Below are 15664 nucleotides of genomic sequence, written 5' to 3' on the forward strand. Positions count from 1 at the left end.
TGTTTAAAACGAAGTCAAAACTAACTTAGCACGACTGAAGGCAGGCGTCCAGCGTTCCACATGAATTAGGAATACCGAACGCCTGAATCAAAAAGGCTTACGCTTGATTGGCGTCCACGAACTCTTTCAGTTGACCTTTGGACAGGGCGCCCACTTTAGTCGCAATCACTTCGCCGTCTTTAAACAGCAGCAGCGTCGGGATGCCGCGGATACCGTATTTCGGTGCAGTGCCCGGGTTCTCGTCAATGTTCAGTTTAGCCACGGTCAGCTTGCCCGCATACTCAGTAGCGATCTCATCCAGAATCGGGGCGATCATTTTGCACGGACCACACCACTCTGCCCAGAAATCGACGAGGGTCAGCCCCTCAGCCTTGAGTACGTCCGTGTCAAAACTGTCGTCAGTCAGGTGAATAATTTTATCGCTCATATTTAACTCCGCAGGAATAAGCCTGGTGCGTTGGTGTAGCATTAATCAACAATCAACGACACGTTGATGTTGCTTTAGCCAACTAAAAGGTTGACGTTATTTCACCGGATACGCTTTCTTAATGCAATAGTAAGCTGATATTCTACCACACTATGAGCAAAACACATTTAACTGAACAGAAGTTTTCCGACTTCGCGCTGCACCCAATGGTGATTGAAGCCCTTGAAACTAAAGGGTTTCATAACTGTACGCCCATTCAGGCGCTCGCACTGCCGCTGACGCTGGCGGGTCGTGACGTTGCCGGGCAGGCGCAAACCGGTACCGGCAAAACGATGGCGTTCCTGACGTCAACGTTTCATTATCTTCTCTCTCACCCCGTGCCAGAAAACCGCCAGGTTAACCAACCGCGTGCGTTGATCATGGCGCCGACGCGCGAGCTGGCGGTGCAGATTCATGCCGATGCAGAGCCTCTGGCGAACGCAACGGGCCTGAAGCTGGGGCTGGCTTACGGTGGCGATGGTTACGACAAGCAACTGAAAGTGCTGGATAGCGGCGTCGATATCCTGATTGGCACCACCGGCCGTCTTATTGATTACACCAAGCAGAACCACGTTAACCTTGGCGCGATTCAGGTGGTTGTGCTGGATGAAGCCGATCGCATGTACGATCTGGGCTTTATTAAAGATATCCGCTGGCTGTTCCGCCGTATGCCGCCGGCGAATCAGCGTCTGAATATGCTATTCTCCGCAACCCTTTCTTACCGCGTACGCGAACTGGCGTTTGAACAAATGAACAACGCCGAGTACGTCGAAGTCGAACCGGAACAAAAAACCGGCCACCGTATCAAAGAAGAGCTGTTCTATCCTTCCAACGACGAAAAAATGCGTTTGCTGCAAACGCTGCTGGAAGAAGAATGGCCGGACCGCACCATTATTTTCGCGAACACCAAACACCGTTGCGAAGATATCTGGGGTCATCTGGCAGCCGACGGCCATCGCGTGGGTCTGTTGACCGGTGACGTGGCGCAGAAAAAACGCCTGCGCATCCTGGATGAATTTACCCGTGGCGATCTCGATATTCTGGTCGCGACCGACGTTGCCGCGCGTGGCCTGCATATCCCGGCGGTTACGCACGTGTTCAACTATGATTTACCGGACGACTGCGAAGACTACGTTCACCGTATCGGCCGTACCGGTCGTGCGGGCGCAAGCGGTCATTCGATAAGTCTGGCCTGTGAAGAGTACGCGCTGAATCTGCCGGCAATTGAAACCTATATCGGTCACTCGATTCCGGTCAGTAAATACAATTCGGACGCACTGATGACGGATTTACCGAAACCGTTGCGCCTGACCCGGACTCGTCAGGGTAATGGACCGCGCCGTTCGGGCGCACCGCGTAACCGTCGTCGCTCAGGTTAAAAAATATGCTCAGCTCTACCTCGCACTCGCTTTATGCGGCTATTGATCTCGGTTCGAATAGTTTTCATATGCTGGTCGTGCGCGAGGTGGAAGGCAGCATTCAGACCCTGACCCGCATCAAACGCAAAGTTCGTCTGGCGGCGGGTCTGAACAGCGAAAACTGTCTCTCTGCAGAGGCCATGGAACGTGGCTGGCAGTGTTTACGGCTCTTCTCTGAACGTTTGCAGGACATCCCCCCGACCCAAATCCGTGTTGTGGCGACCGCCACTCTTCGTCTGGCCATCAATGCCAGTGAATTTATCGCTAAAGCACAAGAGATCCTCGGTTGTCCGGTGCAGGTCATCAGTGGCGAAGAGGAAGCTCGCCTGATTTATCAGGGCGTGGCGCACACCACTGGCGGCGATGATCGTCGTCTGGTTGTGGATATCGGTGGCGCCAGTACAGAGCTAGTGACGGGAACCGGTGCACAGGCAACCTCGCTGTTTAGCCTGTCGATGGGGTGTGTCACCTGGCTTGAGCGCTACTTTACCGACCGCAATCTGGCGCAAGAACATTTCGATGAAGCTGAGCGTGCGGCGCGTGAAGTGCTGCGTCCGGTTGCCGATAACCTGCGCTACCATGGCTGGAAAGTTTGCGTGGGCGCCTCCGGTACAGTGCAGGCACTGCAGGAAATCATGATGGCGCAGGGAATGGACGAGCGCATCACGTTGCCGAAACTGCAGCAACTAAAGCAGCGCGCCATTCAGTGCGGGCGTCTGGAAGAGCTTGAAATCGAAGGGCTGACACTGGAGCGCGCACTGGTGTTCCCCAGCGGTCTGGCCATTCTCATCGCCATTTTTACCGAGCTAGACATCCAGTGCATGACACTGGCTGGCGGCGCACTGCGTGAAGGTCTGGTGTATGGCATGTTACATCTGGCGGTGGATCAGGACATCCGCAGCCGCACGCTGCGCACTATTCAACGCCGTTTTCTGGTCGATACCGAGCAGGCACAGCGCGTGGCGAAACTCGCCGCACGGTTTGCAACAGCCGTGGAAGAACACTGGGATCTGGAACCGATTAGCCGCGAACTGTTGCTGAGCGCCTGCCAGCTGCATGAGATTGGGTTGAGCGTCGATTTCAAACAATCGCCGCAGCACGCCGCCTATCTGGTGCGGAATCTGGATTTGCCGGGCTTTACGCCTGCACAGAAAAAACTGCTGGCGACGCTGGTACTCAATCAAACCAACCCGGTGGATCTGCCGTCGCTGCATCAGCAAAACGCGGTTCCTCCGCGCGTGGCGGAGCATATGTGCCGTCTGCTGCGCCTGGCGATTTTGTTCGCCAGCCGTCGCCGGGACGATCTGCTGCCGGAAATTACGCTGCATGCCCATGGCGAGCAACTGACGCTGACGCTGCCGGAACACTGGCTGGCAGAACATCCGCTCGGCGCGGAAATGGTTGAGCAGGAGTGCCAGTGGCAGAGTTACGTCCACTGGCCGCTTGAGGTGAAGTAAGCTTACTTTTCTTTCGCTTTCGCCAGCATCGCCCTGATGTTGGCTACGTTCGCCTGACCTTTGTGCATCCGTTCTTCTGCGGTAATGACCTTACGCTCCTGCTCCCAGCTCACATCATCCTGCGGCAGTTCCAGTAAAAAACGGCTCGGTTCCGGACGCACCAGTTCGCCGTACTGACGACGCTCTTTGCATAGCGTAAAAATCAGCTCTTTTTGCGCGCGGGTAATGCCCACATAAGCCAGCCGACGTTCTTCATCGATATTGTCTTCATCGATGCTGCTCTGGTGCGGCAGAAAGCCCTCTTCCATCCCCACCATAAACACATACGGGAATTCCAGCCCTTTCGAAGCGTGCAGCGTCATCAGCTGGACCTGATCCATATCTTCTTCGCTCTCACCGCGTTCCATCATGTCGCGCAACGTAAAGCGGGTCACCACCTGGGTGAGTGTCATGGGCTCCTCCAGCTCGGAGCCTTCCAGCATTTCCGTCATCCAACTGAACAGCTGGTTGACGTTTTTCATGCGCATCTCCGCGGCTTTCGGGCTGGGCGAGGTTTCAAACAACCAGGATTCATAATCGATGCCATGAATAAGATCGCGCACAGCGGCAACTGGCTCGCGTTCTGACAGCCGCTGGATCTCGCCGAGCCAGTGGGTAAAGCGCGTTAACGCCTCATAACCGCGCCCTGACAGGGTTTGCGTCAGCCCCATGTCGAAGCTGGCGGTGAACAGGCTCTTGTTGCGACTGGATGCCCATTCTCCCAGTTTTTGTAGCGTCGCCGGGCCAATCTCGCGCTTTGGTGTATTCACAATACGCAGGAACGCGCTGTCGTCATCCGGGTTGGTCAACACGCGCAGATAAGCAAGCAAGTCTTTGATTTCCGGACGCGAGAAAAACGAAGTGCCGCCGGAGATCTTGTACGGAATGCGGTTCTGCATCAGCATTTTTTCAAATACGCGCGACTGATGGTTGCCGCGATAGAGAATGGCGTAATCCTTGTACTGCGTTTTATTCACAAAATGATGAGCGATGAGCTCCCCGGTCACCCGCTCCGCCTCGTGCTCTTCATGGTTCGCGCTCAGCACTTTCAGCTCCGGGCCATAACCCAGCTCCGAAAACAGACGCTTTTCAAACACGTGCGGGTTATTGGCAATCAGGATGTTCGCCGCTTTCAGAATGCGACCCGAGGAGCGGTAGTTTTGCTCAAGCTTGATCACCTGTAGCGCAGGAAAATCCTGACTGAGCAACACCAGATTCTGCGGACGCGCACCGCGCCAGGAGTAAATCGACTGGTCGTCGTCGCCCACCACGGTGAAGCGGGCGCGGGCGCCCACCAGCAGTTTCACCAGCTCATACTGGCTGGTGTTGGTGTCCTGATATTCATCCACCAGCAGATAGCGGATCCGGTTCTGCCAGCGCTCGCGAACCTCTTCATTGCGCTGCAACAGTAGCGTCGGCAGCAGGATCAGATCGTCGAAATCCAGCACATTACAGGCTTTCATATGCGCATCGTACAGGCCGTAGCAATGCGCGAAAATGCGGTCCCGCTCGCCTTTTGCTTGTGCCGCGGCTTGCGCGGGCGTCAGCAGATCGTTTTTCCAGTTGGAGATCGTTGAGATCAGCTGTTGCAACAGGGTTTTGTCATCTTCAATCAACCCTTCGGTCAGCTCTTTCAGCAGCGCCACCTGATCGGTATCGTCAAACAGCGAAAAGTTCGATTTCATCCCCAGCGCGGCAAATTCACGTTTGATAATCTCCAGCCCCAGCGTGTGGAACGTTGAGATCATCAGCCCGCGCGCCTCTTTACGCCCGAGCGTCTGCGCCACACGCTCTTTCATTTCGCGCGCCGCTTTATTGGTAAACGTCACCGCAGCGATGTGCCGCGCCTGATAACCGCAGCCACGGATCAGATGCGCGATTTTATTGGTGATCACGCGGGTTTTGCCGGATCCCGCCCCCGCCAGCACCAGGCACGGTCCGGTGACAAATTCGACGGCTTGTTGTTGTCCGGGGTTTAAACGCATAAGGATCGCTCAATGAAAGTCGGGAGGGAGAAATAACCGCGTGGTAGTATAGCGAGCCTAATCCATAGCACTCAAGGCACGATCATGGCAAAAACGGCAGCAGCACTGCATATCCTTGTAAAAGAAGAGAAACTGGCGCTGGATCTTCTGGAACAGATTAAAAACGGCGCCGACTTCGGCAAGCTGGCGAAGAAACATTCTATCTGTCCGTCAGGCAAACGTGGTGGTGATTTAGGCGAATTCCGTCAGGGTCAGATGGTTCCGGCATTCGATAAAGTGGTGTTCTCCTGCCCGGTGCTTGAGCCAACCGGCCCGCTGCATACCCAGTTCGGTTACCACATCATTAAAGTGCTGTACCGCAAGTGATAAAAAAGCCCGGTGGCGCTAACGCTTACCGGGCCTACATCATAGATGCGAAGCGCCACCCGACATTTTTTTATCCGGCAACCGCAATGCGTTTCATATCAGTCATATAACCGCGCAGTTTCTGGCCCACTTTCTCGATCGCATGGCCGCGAATCGCGTCGTTAACGTCGCGCAGCTGAGCGTTATCTACCGCGCCTTCAGCAATCGCTTTGCCCAGATCGCCCGACTGCAGGGTGGTCATGAATTCTTTCAGCAGCGGTACGCACGCGTAAGAGAACAGATAGTTACCGTATTCGGCGGTATCTGAAATTACCACGTTCATTTCATACAGACGCTTACGCGCGATGGTGTTGGCAATCAGCGGCAGCTCATGCAGGGATTCATAGTACGCTGACTCTTCGATGATGCCCGCGTCGACCATAGTTTCAAAGGCCAGCTCAACGCCCGCTTTCACCATTGCAATCATCAGTACGCCTTTGTCGAAGTATTCCTGCTCGCCAATTTTACCTTCAAACTGCGGTGCGGTTTCGAATGCCGTTTTACCGGTCTCTTCACGCCAGGTCAGCAGTTTTTTGTCGTCGTTCGCCCAGTCTGCCATCATGCCGGAAGAGAACTCGCCGGAGATGATGTCGTCCATATGTTTCTGGAACAACGGCGCCATAATAGTTTTCAGCTGTTCAGACAGCGCGTAAGCGCGCAGTTTCGCCGGGTTGGACAGTCGGTCCATCATCAGCGTGATGCCGCCTTGTTTCAGCGCTTCGGTCACGGTTTCCCAGCCAAACTGAATCAGTTTTTCGGCGTATGCCGGGTCGGTGCCTTCCGCTACCAGCTTGTCGAAGCACAGCAGAGAACCGGCCTGCAGCATACCGCACAGGATAGTCTGCTCACCCATCAGGTCAGATTTCACTTCCGCAACGAAAGAGGATTCCAGCACCCCCGCGCGATGACCCCCTGTTGCCGCAGCCCAGGCTTTAGCAATCGCCATACCTTCGCCTTTCGGATCGTTTTCCGGGTGAACGGCGATCAGGGTCGGCACACCGAAACCACGTTTGTACTCTTCACGCACTTCGGTACCCGGGCATTTTGGCGCTACCATCACCACGGTGATGTCTTTGCGGATCTGCTCGCCCACTTCCACGATGTTAAAACCGTGGGAATAACCGAGTGCCGCGCCGTCTTTCATCAGCGGCTGAACGGAACGCACCACGTCAGAGTGCTGCTTATCTGGCGTCAGGTTAACAACCAGATCAGCCTGCGGGATCAGCTCTTCATAGGTGCCCACTTTAAAACCGTTTTCGGTCGCTTTACGCCATGATGCGCGCTTTTCAGCAATCGCTTCTTTACGCAGGGCGTAAGAGATATCCAGGCCGGAGTCACGCATGTTCAGGCCCTGGTTCAGCCCCTGAGCGCCACAGCCGACGATGACCACTTTTTTACCCTGAAGGTAGCTCGCGCCATCGGCAAATTCGTCGCGCGCCATAAAGCGGCATTTGCCCAGCTGCGCCAGCTGCTGGCGCAGATTCAGTGTATTGAAGTAGTTAGCCATGGTGATACCTCGTGATGTGTTGTGCTTGCTTATTGTTCGGTTCGCTTTTGCGAGAATGAACTCACTATATGACAGGAAAAGTATTGCGGAAATTGATATATTCACAACATCACATTGCAATTTCTGCAATACCAACCCGTGGAGCCTCGCCCGTGGATTTACGCGATCTGAAAACCTTTCTGCATCTGGCGGATAGCCGCCACTTTGGCCGTAGCGCGCGGGCGATGCACGTCAGCCCTTCCACGCTCTCCCGGCAAATCCAACGGCTGGAAGAAGACCTCGGTCAGCCGCTGTTTGTGCGCGACAACCGCACCGTCACGCTGACCGAGGCGGGTGATGAGCTGCGGACCTTCGCGCAGCAGATGCTGTTGCAGTATCAGCAACTGCGCCACACTATCGATCAAAAAGGGCCGTCGCTCTCTGGCGAACTGCATATTTTCTGCTCCGTCACTGCGGCCTACAGCCATTTGCCGCCGATCCTCGACCGCTTCCGCGCCGAACATCCCTCGGTGGAAATCAAGCTCACGACCGGTGATGCCGCTGACGCGATGGAAAAAGTCGTTACTGGCGAAGCCGATCTGGCGATCGCCGGTAAGCCGGAAACCCTGCCCGGCGCGGTGGCATTTTCCATGCTGGAGAATCTGGCGGTGGTGTTGATTGCCCCGGCGCTACCCTGCCCGGTGCGCAATCAGGTCACGCAGGAGAAACCCGACTGGTCAACGGTGCCGTTCATCATGGCCGATCAGGGGCCAGTACGTCGTCGCATCGAACTGTGGTTCCGTCGTCAGAAAATCAGCAACCCATCGATTTACGCCACTGTTGGCGGCCACGAGGCGATGGTGTCGATGGTCGCGCTCGGCTGCGGTGTGGCGCTGTTGCCGGAAGTGGTGCTGGAAAACAGCCCGGAGCCAGTGCGTAATCGCGTAATGATTCTGGAGCGCAGCGACGAGAAAACGCCGTTTGAGCTTGGCGTATGCGCACAAAAAAAGCGGCTGCATGAGCCGCTGATTGATGCCTTCTGGAAGATTGTGCTGGAAAGAAAAATCGACGAAGGAAAGTGAGCGTTATAAATCAGCCGGGTCGATCTGCTTCATCGTTTCTATCGTCATTAGCCACTGATACAGCGGCTCCAGTTGACGGAATCCGTCGGCCAGTTGCGTCACCAGATCGGCGTGGAAGAGTGGTTCCATATCCGGGCTATCGACAATGGCCGCGAAGGATTTGCGGTTGTACCAGGTGGCAATGGCGGGATCGAGGTCTTTTACCAGCGGGCGTTTGTAACTCTCACCAATGAGCTCAAACGGTTCCCGGCAACACCCGGCGACTTCCAGAAACTGAGTCGGGCGCTGTTTCAGCGTATGCCGAAAGAGATCCATCGTCGGTTTACTGGCGCTGTAATAGCCAAGGCCATAGTGTACGGAATCCGGCGCGATGCCAAAAAAGTACGATGGCGCATCGGTCCAGTTTTTCGCCGGACGCTTGAAGGTCACCCACATCCGGTCACGGTAAAGGGATTTATCCTGCGAGAAACGGGTGTCGCGATGGATCCGCGAGATTGTCTTGCCAATCGCTGAGCGTGTTTCAATTAACGGATCAATCTCCAGCATCACCGGGGCCAGATCATCCACCAGCGCCCGAAACGGGTTCAGTACACTGCGATCGTAAATAAAACGGTGCTCTTCAAACCACGCTTTATCATTTTTCGCTTTGACCTGTTGAAGAAAATTAAGCCCTTCTTGTGTAAATCCTTGAAAGCGTCCTGCCATTTGCTTGTCCTCATAATCATTAACCCGCCAGGAAGAAACGAAACGCCGGGTTGCGGGTTTCGTCATGACACTCGTAGCCCAGTTCGTTAAGCCGCGTTTCGAAATCCGGCTCGTGCTCGCCCAGTTCAAACGCCGCCAGTACACGACCATAATCGGTGCCGTGGCTGCGGTAGTGGAACAGCGAAATGTTCCAGTGGGTTCCGAGCGTATAGAGAAATTTCAGCAACGCGCCGGGTGATTCCGGAAACTCAAAACTGAACAACCGCTCCTGCAGGGGTTTCGACGGACGACCGCCCACCATGTAACGCACGTGCAGTTTCGCCATCTCATCGTCGGAGAGATCCACCACGCTGTAACCGCCGTTGCGCAGCATGTCGAGGATCTCTTTGCGCTCTTCCAGGCCACGACTCAGACGCACGCCAACGAAAATGCAGGCGTCTTTGGCATCAGCGAAACGGTAGTTGAACTCCGTGACCGAACGCCCGCCGAGCAACTGGCAGAACTTCAGGAAGCTGCCCTTCTCTTCCGGAATGGTCACCGCCAGCAACGCCTCGCGTTGCTCGCCCAGCTCGCAACGTTCAGACACATAGCGCAGGCCGTGGAAATTCACGTTCGCGCCAGACAAAATATGCGCCAGCCGTTCGCCACGAATGTTATGTTGCGCGACGTATTTCTTCATGCCCGCCAGTGCCAGCGCGCCGGACGGTTCCGCCACCGCTCGCACGTCTTCGAACAGATCTTTCATCGCCGCACAGATGGCGTCGCTGTCGACCGTGATGATGTCATCGAGGTACATCTGACACAGGCGGAATGTTTCATCGCCGATGCGCTTCACCGCCACCCCTTCGGCAAACAACCCGACGCGCGGCAACTCAACCGGATGACCGGCATCCAGCGCGGCTTTCAGACAGGCGGAGTCTTCCGCTTCGACGGCAATCACTTTGATCTGCGGCATCAGCTGTTTGATCAGCACCGCCACGCCCGCCGCCAGCCCACCGCCGCCAACCGGAACAAATACGCGATCGATATGCGCATCCTGTTGCAGTAACTCCAGCGCCAGCGTGCCCTGCCCTGCAATCACCATCGGATGATCGAACGGCGGCACCCAGGTAAACCCCTGCTGTTGTGACAGTTCAATAGCTTTCGCTTTCGCTTCATCAAAGTTCGCGCCGTGCAGCAGCACCTCGCCACCAAAGCCGCGTACCGCGTCGACTTTGATATCTGCGGTGGCGACCGGCATGACAATCAACGCCTTCACGCCGAGGCGCGCAGAAGAAAACGCAACGCCCTGTGCATGGTTGCCCGCAGACGCCGTGATGACGCCCCGCGCTTTTTGCTCTTCAGTCAGCCCTGCCATCATGGCGTACGCGCCGCGTAGCTTAAAGCTGTGCACTGGCTGCCTGTCTTCGCGCTTCACCAGAATGACGTTTTCAAGGCGCGACGACAGCTTTTCCATTTTCTGCAGTGGCGTGACCTGCGCGGCTTCATACACCGGCGCGCGCAGCACGGCCCTGAGATATTCTGCCCCCTCAGGGGCAGCGGATAGGGATTCGGCCATCATTAGCCTCCAAGTTTGGATTTATCGCGCACAGCGCCTTTATCCGCACTGGTGGCCAGGCTCGCATAAGCCCGCAGAGCGAAGGACACTTCACGCTGACGATCGCGCGGCGTCCAGGCTTTATCACCGCGTGCTTCCTGCGCTTCACGACGCGCCGCCATCTCCTGATTGCTGACCTGAAGCTGAATGTCGCGGTTCGGGATATCAATAGCGATCAGGTCGCCATCTTCAACCAGCGCAATGCTGCCGCCGCTGGCGGCTTCCGGTGAAACGTGACCAATGGAGAGACCGGAGGTACCGCCGGAGAAACGTCCGTCGGTGATCAGCGCACAGGCTTTGCCAAGTCCCATTGATTTCAGGAAGGTGGTCGGATAGAGCATTTCCTGCATGCCCGGGCCGCCTTTCGGCCCTTCGTAACGGATCACGACAACATCACCTTCCACTACTTTGCCGCCAAGGATGGCGTCTACCGCTTCTTCCTGACTTTCGTAGACTTTCGCCGGGCCGGTGAACTTCAGGATGCTGTCGTCAACGCCCGCCGTTTTTACGATACAGCCATTCTCGGCGATGTTGCCGTACAACACCGCCAGCCCGCCATCTTTGCTGTAGGCGTGTTCAAGCGAACGGATACAGCCTTCGGCGCGGTCGTCATCAAGGGTTTCCCAACGGCAATCCTGAGAAAACGCCTGCGTAGTGCGAATGCCCGCCGGGCCTGCGCGATACATCGCTTTCACCGCTGCGTCTTCCGTCAGCATGACGTCATACTGCGCCAGCGACTCCGGCAAGGTCAGACCCAGCACGTTTTTCACGTCGCGGTTCAGCAGACCCGCGCGATCCAGTTCGCCGAGAATGCCAATCACCCCGCCAGCGCGGTGAACGTCTTCCATATGGTATTTCTGCGTACTCGGTGCCACTTTGCACAGCTGCGGCACTTTGCGCGACAGCTTATCGATATCACTCATGGTGAAATCAATTTCTGCTTCCTGGGCTGCCGCCAGCAGGTGCAGCACGGTGTTGGTGGAACCGCCCATCGCGATATCCAGCGTCATGGCGTTCTCAAACGCCGCCTTGCTGGCGATGTTGCGCGGCAGTGCGCTGGCATCATCCTGCTCGTAATACCGTTTGGTCAGCTCAACAATGCGTGAACCGGCATTGAGGAACAGCTGTTTACGGTCGGCGTGGGTCGCCAGCAGCGAGCCATTACCCGGCTGCGACAGACCCAGCGCTTCGGTCAGACAGTTCATTGAGTTGGCGGTGAACATACCGGAACAGGAGCCACAGGTCGGGCACGCGGAACGCTCCACCTGATCGCTCTGCGCATCGGACACTTTCGGATCCGCCCCCTGGATCATCGCATCGACCAAATCCAGTTTGATGATCTTATCGGAAAGCTTGGTTTTCCCGGCCTCCATCGGGCCACCGGAGACGAAAATCACCGGAATATTGAGACGCAGGGACGCCATCAGCATCCCCGGGGTAATCTTGTCGCAGTTGGAGATGCAGACCATCGCATCTGCGCAGTGGGCGTTGACCATGTATTCGACAGAGTCGGCGATCAGCTCGCGCGATGGCAGTGAATAAAGCATGCCTCCGTGGCCCATCGCGATGCCGTCATCGACAGCGATCGTATTGAACTCTTTCGCCACGCCGCCTGCGGCTTCGATTTGTTCGGCAACCAGTTTGCCGAGATCGCGCAGGTGAACGTGCCCCGGCACAAACTGGGTAAACGAGTTCACAACGGCAATGATCGGTTTGCCGAAATCGGCATCGGTCATACCGGTGGCGCGCCACAGCGCGCGGGCACCCGCCATATTACGGCCGTGGGTGGTAGTGGCGGAACGGTACTTAGGCATGCTTTGTTTACTCCCGGTGACAATCTGTTAAACGGGACGGTGCGTGCCGTCCCGTTATTTAATTATTGATTTACTGGATCCAGCCAGCCCCATTTATCTTCGGTTTCGCCAGTAAAGAGGCCAAAGAACGCTTTCTGAATACGTTTAGTGACCGGACCACAGCGGCCTTCGCCCACCTGAATACCGTCAACGCTGCGTACCGGCGTGATTTCCGCGGCGGTACCGGACATGAACACTTCGTCGGCCAGATACAGCGATTCGCGGGACAGCACCTGCTCACGCACTTCAATGCCCAGCTCTTTCGCCAGCTTGATGATGGCATCGCGGGTGATGCCTGGCAGTGCAGAGGAGGTAAACGGCGGGGTGAACAGCACGCCGTCTTTCACTTCAAACAGGTTTTCGCCAGCGCCTTCGGAGATATAACCGTTAACGTCCAGCGCGATACCTTCCTGATAGCCGTGGCGGCGCGCTTCGCTGCCAACCAGCAGCGAGGAGAGATAGTTACCACCCGCTTTCGCGGCGGTCGGAATGGTGTTTGGCGCAGCGCGGTTCCAGGAAGAGACCATCGCATCAATACCTTGCTCCAGCGCTTCCGCACCGAGGTAGGCACCCCACGGGAAGGCGGCGATGATGACATCTGTAGTGTATCCCGGAGGCGGGTTCACACCCATGCCGACGTCGCCGACAAACACCAGAGGACGAATATAAGCACTGGTCAGGTTGTTTTTACGGATCACCGCGCGGCAGGCTTCCATCAGTTCATCGACGCTCTGAGACACCGGGAAACGATAGATTTTGGCTGAGTCGCGCAGACGCTGCATGTGTTCACGATGACGGAACACCACCGGCCCTTTGTGAGAATCGTAGCAGCGGATCCCTTCAAAAACGGAGGTACCGTAGTGCAGTGCGTGGGACATTACGTGCACTTTGGCATCTTCCCAACGAATCATCTCGCCATTAGACCAGATGTAATCAGCTTTTTTCGTCGTCATTTTTCTTCCTTTTGCGCTCAGGCGCGGATTTGTTGTGATGATGTTGTTCGTTGCTGGATCTCGACACAGGCGACGTCGACCAGTTTGCTCAACTGACTAAACAGTAATTCGACTGGACGAGGACTGGCAACGGTCAATTCGATATTAATATTTTGCGCATCAGTTGCAGTCTCCATATTCATAGAACAAATCTGAAAACCGCGATGGCGCACCACGCGTAAAACACGCTCTAACGTTTCCGGGTTGAAACGAGCCTGAACGGCGAGCTGATGTTGCATCATGATAATTTCTCCAGCATTTGCGAGTTACTGGCACCTGGCGGCACCAATGGCCAGACGTTCTCAAGCTCATCGATTGAGACATGAAGCAGGTAAGGCCCCTCGCTTGACAGCATGGTGTCGAGTGCCGCTTCAACCTGGTCTTTACGGGTGATGTGCTGGCCTGGAATGCCGAAGGCGCTGGCCAGCGTGAGGAAATCGGGATTATCGGTGAGGGTTGTTTCGCTATAACGTTCCTGAAAAAACAGCTGCTGCCACTGGCGAACCATGCCTAATCGCTGGTTATCCATTAAAACGATCTTTAATGGCAGCTGTTTTCGTTTTACGGTGCCCAGCTCCTGAACATTCATCATGAACGAGCCGTCACCAGAGATACAGATAACCGTATCATTCGGGCGCGCCACCTGAGCGCCAACGGCGGCCGGTAAGCCAAAACCCATCGTCCCCAGACCGCTGGAGGTAATGAAGTTTTCCGGGCGGGTGTAAGTCATGTGCTGCGCCGACCACATCTGGTGCTGGCCCACGTCGGTGGTCACCACGCAGTCAGCCGGTTTACGATCAGACAGTTGCTTCAGCAGCAAAGGGGCATAGATGGACTCGCCCGGATGATCGTAGCGCCAGGCGTGTTCTGCACGTAATTCAGCCACCTGCTGTTGCCAGGCATTGATGGACAATGGTTGCGTCAGTGCAGGCAGCATGGCATTCAGATCACCCTGCAGCGCGACATGCACCTGACGCAGTTTGTTCATCTCTGCCGGATCGATATCCATGTGGATCACGCTGGCGTTTGGCGCGAAGGTATTCAGTTTGCCGGTCACACGATCGTCAAAACGCGCGCCAACGGCAATCAGCAGATCACATTCCTGCACCGCCAGATTCGCCGCTTTCGTGCCGTGCATCCCAAGCATACCGAGATAGTACGGATAATCCGCCTCCACTGCGCCGAGCCCTTTCAGAGTGCATACCGCGGGCATTTGCGTGGTAGCGATAAACGCGCGCAGCGCCGGAACCGCCTGCGCCATACCCACGCCGCCGCCAATGTACAGCATCGGTTTTTGCGCCTGCGCCAGCATCTGGCGTGCCTGTTCGACTTCAGCGTGAGGGAACGCTTCCGGAGTTTCAACAGTGGAAAAATGCGGCTCCAGCGCCGCCTGTGCCAGCTGAATATCTTTAGGGATATCCACCAGTACCGGGCCAGGACGACCTGAGTTTGCCACCTCGAACGCTTCCGCCATTACCCGCGGTAACTCGTCGAGAGATTGCACCAGAAAACTGTGCTTGGTGCAGGCCAGCGACAAACCGAGAACGTCCACTTCCTGAAACGCGTCGGTACCGATAAACGGTGACGCCACCTGTCCGGTGATGGCGACCACAGGAACGGAGTCGAGCAGGGCATCCGCCAGACCGGTGATCAGGTTGGTTGCGCCAGGGCCGGATGTGGCGATACAGACGCCGGTTTTACCTGTCGCGCGGGCGTAACCGATGGCCGCCATCGCAGCCCCCTGCTCGTGCCGGCACAGGAGATGTTCCACGCCGCCGTCATACAATGCATCGTAAACCGGCATGATGGCGCCACCAGGATAGCCGAATACCGTGTCAACTCCCTGTGCGCGCAATGCATGTACCACCCACTGAGCTCCATTCATAGTTACATCCCCGCCATAAATTGTGAGAAACAGAATATTGTGCTGTTGGTCATTGTCTGTTCCTCGCTTCAGTATTTAAGTCATAAAAAAACCCCCGGACCTTTCGGTGCGGGGGTCTTAGTTCGTTAAGGCTTGATTTCTAAACCTTTCCTCGTCCAAGTGCAGCCCCGCACGGTGGGATAATAATCACCACCACGCTAATCACGACCAGGCTAATCACTCGTAGAAGGGCTTTCATTTTGTTTACTTTCGGCTTCTTGTTCGAAGGAATACCTAAAGAGGTAACACAGGCTG

General features: G+C 55.9%; 14 protein-coding genes. 4 read left to right on the forward strand and 10 right to left on the reverse strand.

What is annotated here, in order from left to right:
• Positions 1-97: 97 nt before the first annotated feature.
• On the reverse strand, positions 98-427 hold the full coding sequence (gene trxA, locus QMG90_RS21195) for a thioredoxin TrxA (protein ID WP_283281711.1): 330 nt from the start codon (positions 425-427) through the stop codon (positions 98-100).
• Positions 428-579: 152 nt separating this feature from the next.
• Here trxA and rhlB point away from each other — a divergent pair, with 152 nt between their 5' ends.
• A complete protein-coding gene (rhlB, locus tag QMG90_RS21200) occupies positions 580-1845 on the forward strand; it encodes an ATP-dependent RNA helicase RhlB (protein WP_283281712.1) in 1266 nt (421 codons plus the stop codon).
• A gap of 5 nt (positions 1846-1850) precedes the next feature.
• Positions 1851-3341: a guanosine-5'-triphosphate,3'-diphosphate diphosphatase gene (gene gppA, locus QMG90_RS21205; protein WP_283281714.1), complete on the forward strand. Its 1491-nt coding sequence runs from the start codon at positions 1851-1853 to the stop codon at positions 3339-3341.
• A 2-nt stretch (positions 3342-3343) separates the two neighbouring features.
• Here the strand turns inward: gppA and rep are convergent, their stop codons facing one another.
• Positions 3344-5365: a DNA helicase Rep gene (gene rep / locus QMG90_RS21210; RefSeq protein WP_283281716.1), complete on the reverse strand. Its 2022-nt coding sequence runs from the start codon at positions 5363-5365 to the stop codon at positions 3344-3346.
• A gap of 84 nt (positions 5366-5449) precedes the next feature.
• Between rep and ppiC the strand changes: the two genes are divergently transcribed.
• Positions 5450-5731, forward strand: a complete 282-nt coding sequence (ppiC, locus tag QMG90_RS21215; protein ID WP_004886861.1) for a peptidylprolyl isomerase PpiC — start codon at positions 5450-5452, stop codon at positions 5729-5731.
• A gap of 70 nt (positions 5732-5801) precedes the next feature.
• Here the strand turns inward: ppiC and ilvC are convergent, their stop codons facing one another.
• The gene (gene ilvC, locus QMG90_RS21220) at positions 5802-7277 is read right to left on the reverse strand and encodes a ketol-acid reductoisomerase (RefSeq protein ID WP_283281719.1); all 1476 of its coding nucleotides are present in this window, start codon (positions 7275-7277) and stop codon (positions 5802-5804) included.
• A 68-nt stretch (positions 7278-7345) separates the two neighbouring features.
• Here ilvC and ilvY point away from each other — a divergent pair, with 68 nt between their 5' ends.
• Positions 7346-8338: an HTH-type transcriptional activator IlvY gene (gene ilvY, locus QMG90_RS21225; RefSeq protein ID WP_283281721.1), complete on the forward strand. Its 993-nt coding sequence runs from the start codon at positions 7346-7348 to the stop codon at positions 8336-8338.
• Between the two features lie 3 nt (positions 8339-8341).
• Here the strand turns inward: ilvY and QMG90_RS21230 are convergent, their stop codons facing one another.
• The 7 genes from QMG90_RS21230 to ilvL all read right to left on the reverse strand — a co-directional run bounded on the left by QMG90_RS21230 (position 8342) and on the right by ilvL (position 15608).
• Positions 8342-9043 (reverse strand): DUF2461 domain-containing protein, encoded by a 702-nt coding sequence (locus QMG90_RS21230; RefSeq protein ID WP_283281723.1) that lies wholly within the window; start codon positions 9041-9043, stop codon positions 8342-8344.
• Positions 9044-9062: 19 nt separating this feature from the next.
• On the reverse strand, positions 9063-10601 hold the full coding sequence (ilvA, locus tag QMG90_RS21235) for a threonine ammonia-lyase, biosynthetic (RefSeq protein WP_283284019.1): 1539 nt from the start codon (positions 10599-10601) through the stop codon (positions 9063-9065).
• 2 nt (positions 10602-10603) lie between these two features.
• Positions 10604-12454 carry a dihydroxy-acid dehydratase gene (ilvD, locus tag QMG90_RS21240; RefSeq protein WP_283281725.1) on the reverse strand — a complete coding sequence of 617 codons (1851 nt, stop codon included), beginning with the start codon at positions 12452-12454 and terminating at the stop codon, positions 10604-10606.
• A 62-nt stretch (positions 12455-12516) separates the two neighbouring features.
• Positions 12517-13446, reverse strand: a complete 930-nt coding sequence (locus QMG90_RS21245) for a branched-chain amino acid transaminase (RefSeq protein ID WP_283281727.1) — start codon at positions 13444-13446, stop codon at positions 12517-12519.
• A gap of 17 nt (positions 13447-13463) precedes the next feature.
• Entirely contained in the window at positions 13464-13727 is a 264-nt protein-coding gene (ilvM, locus tag QMG90_RS21250) for an acetolactate synthase 2 small subunit (RefSeq protein WP_038160346.1), read from the reverse strand.
• Positions 13724-15370: an acetolactate synthase 2 catalytic subunit gene (ilvG, locus tag QMG90_RS21255; RefSeq protein WP_283281729.1), complete on the reverse strand. Its 1647-nt coding sequence runs from the start codon at positions 15368-15370 to the stop codon at positions 13724-13726. Before ilvG ends, ilvM begins: the two co-directional genes overlap by 4 nt.
• 139 nt (positions 15371-15509) lie before the next feature.
• On the reverse strand, positions 15510-15608 hold the full coding sequence (gene ilvL, locus QMG90_RS21260; RefSeq protein ID WP_283281731.1) for an ilv operon leader peptide: 99 nt from the start codon (positions 15606-15608) through the stop codon (positions 15510-15512).
• Between the last annotated feature and the right edge of the window lie 56 nt (positions 15609-15664).

Origin of the sequence: Trabulsiella odontotermitis (assembly GCF_030053895.1) — a bacterium.
In the GTDB taxonomy this organism is placed as follows: Bacteria; Pseudomonadota; Gammaproteobacteria; order Enterobacterales; family Enterobacteriaceae; genus Trabulsiella; species Trabulsiella odontotermitis_C.

What these genes read in the sequence shown, in the direction of transcription:
- trxA (WP_283281711.1), bottom strand. Translation starts at nt 427, where the DNA reads ATGAGCGATAAAATTATTCACCTGACTGACGACAGTTTTGACACGGAC.
- rhlB (WP_283281712.1), top strand. Translation starts at nt 580, where the DNA reads ATGAGCAAAACACATTTAACTGAACAGAAGTTTTCCGACTTCGCGCTG.
- gppA (WP_283281714.1), top strand. Translation starts at nt 1,851, where the DNA reads ATGCTCAGCTCTACCTCGCACTCGCTTTATGCGGCTATTGATCTCGGT.
- rep (WP_283281716.1), bottom strand. Translation starts at nt 5,365, where the DNA reads ATGCGTTTAAACCCCGGACAACAACAAGCCGTCGAATTTGTCACCGGA.
- ppiC (WP_004886861.1), top strand. Translation starts at nt 5,450, where the DNA reads ATGGCAAAAACGGCAGCAGCACTGCATATCCTTGTAAAAGAAGAGAAA.
- ilvC (WP_283281719.1), bottom strand. Translation starts at nt 7,277, where the DNA reads ATGGCTAACTACTTCAATACACTGAATCTGCGCCAGCAGCTGGCGCAG.
- ilvY (WP_283281721.1), top strand. Translation starts at nt 7,346, where the DNA reads ATGACAGGAAAAGTATTGCGGAAATTGATATATTCACAACATCACATT.
- QMG90_RS21230 (WP_283281723.1), bottom strand. Translation starts at nt 9,043, where the DNA reads ATGGCAGGACGCTTTCAAGGATTTACACAAGAAGGGCTTAATTTTCTT.
- ilvA (WP_283284019.1), bottom strand. Translation starts at nt 10,601, where the DNA reads ATGGCCGAATCCCTATCCGCTGCCCCTGAGGGGGCAGAATATCTCAGG.
- ilvD (WP_283281725.1), bottom strand. Translation starts at nt 12,454, where the DNA reads ATGCCTAAGTACCGTTCCGCCACTACCACCCACGGCCGTAATATGGCG.
- QMG90_RS21245 (WP_283281727.1), bottom strand. Translation starts at nt 13,446, where the DNA reads ATGACGACGAAAAAAGCTGATTACATCTGGTCTAATGGCGAGATGATT.
- ilvM (WP_038160346.1), bottom strand. Translation starts at nt 13,727, where the DNA reads ATGATGCAACATCAGCTCGCCGTTCAGGCTCGTTTCAACCCGGAAACG.
- ilvG (WP_283281729.1), bottom strand. Translation starts at nt 15,370, where the DNA reads ATGAATGGAGCTCAGTGGGTGGTACATGCATTGCGCGCACAGGGAGTT.
- ilvL (WP_283281731.1), bottom strand. Translation starts at nt 15,608, where the DNA reads ATGAAAGCCCTTCTACGAGTGATTAGCCTGGTCGTGATTAGCGTGGTG.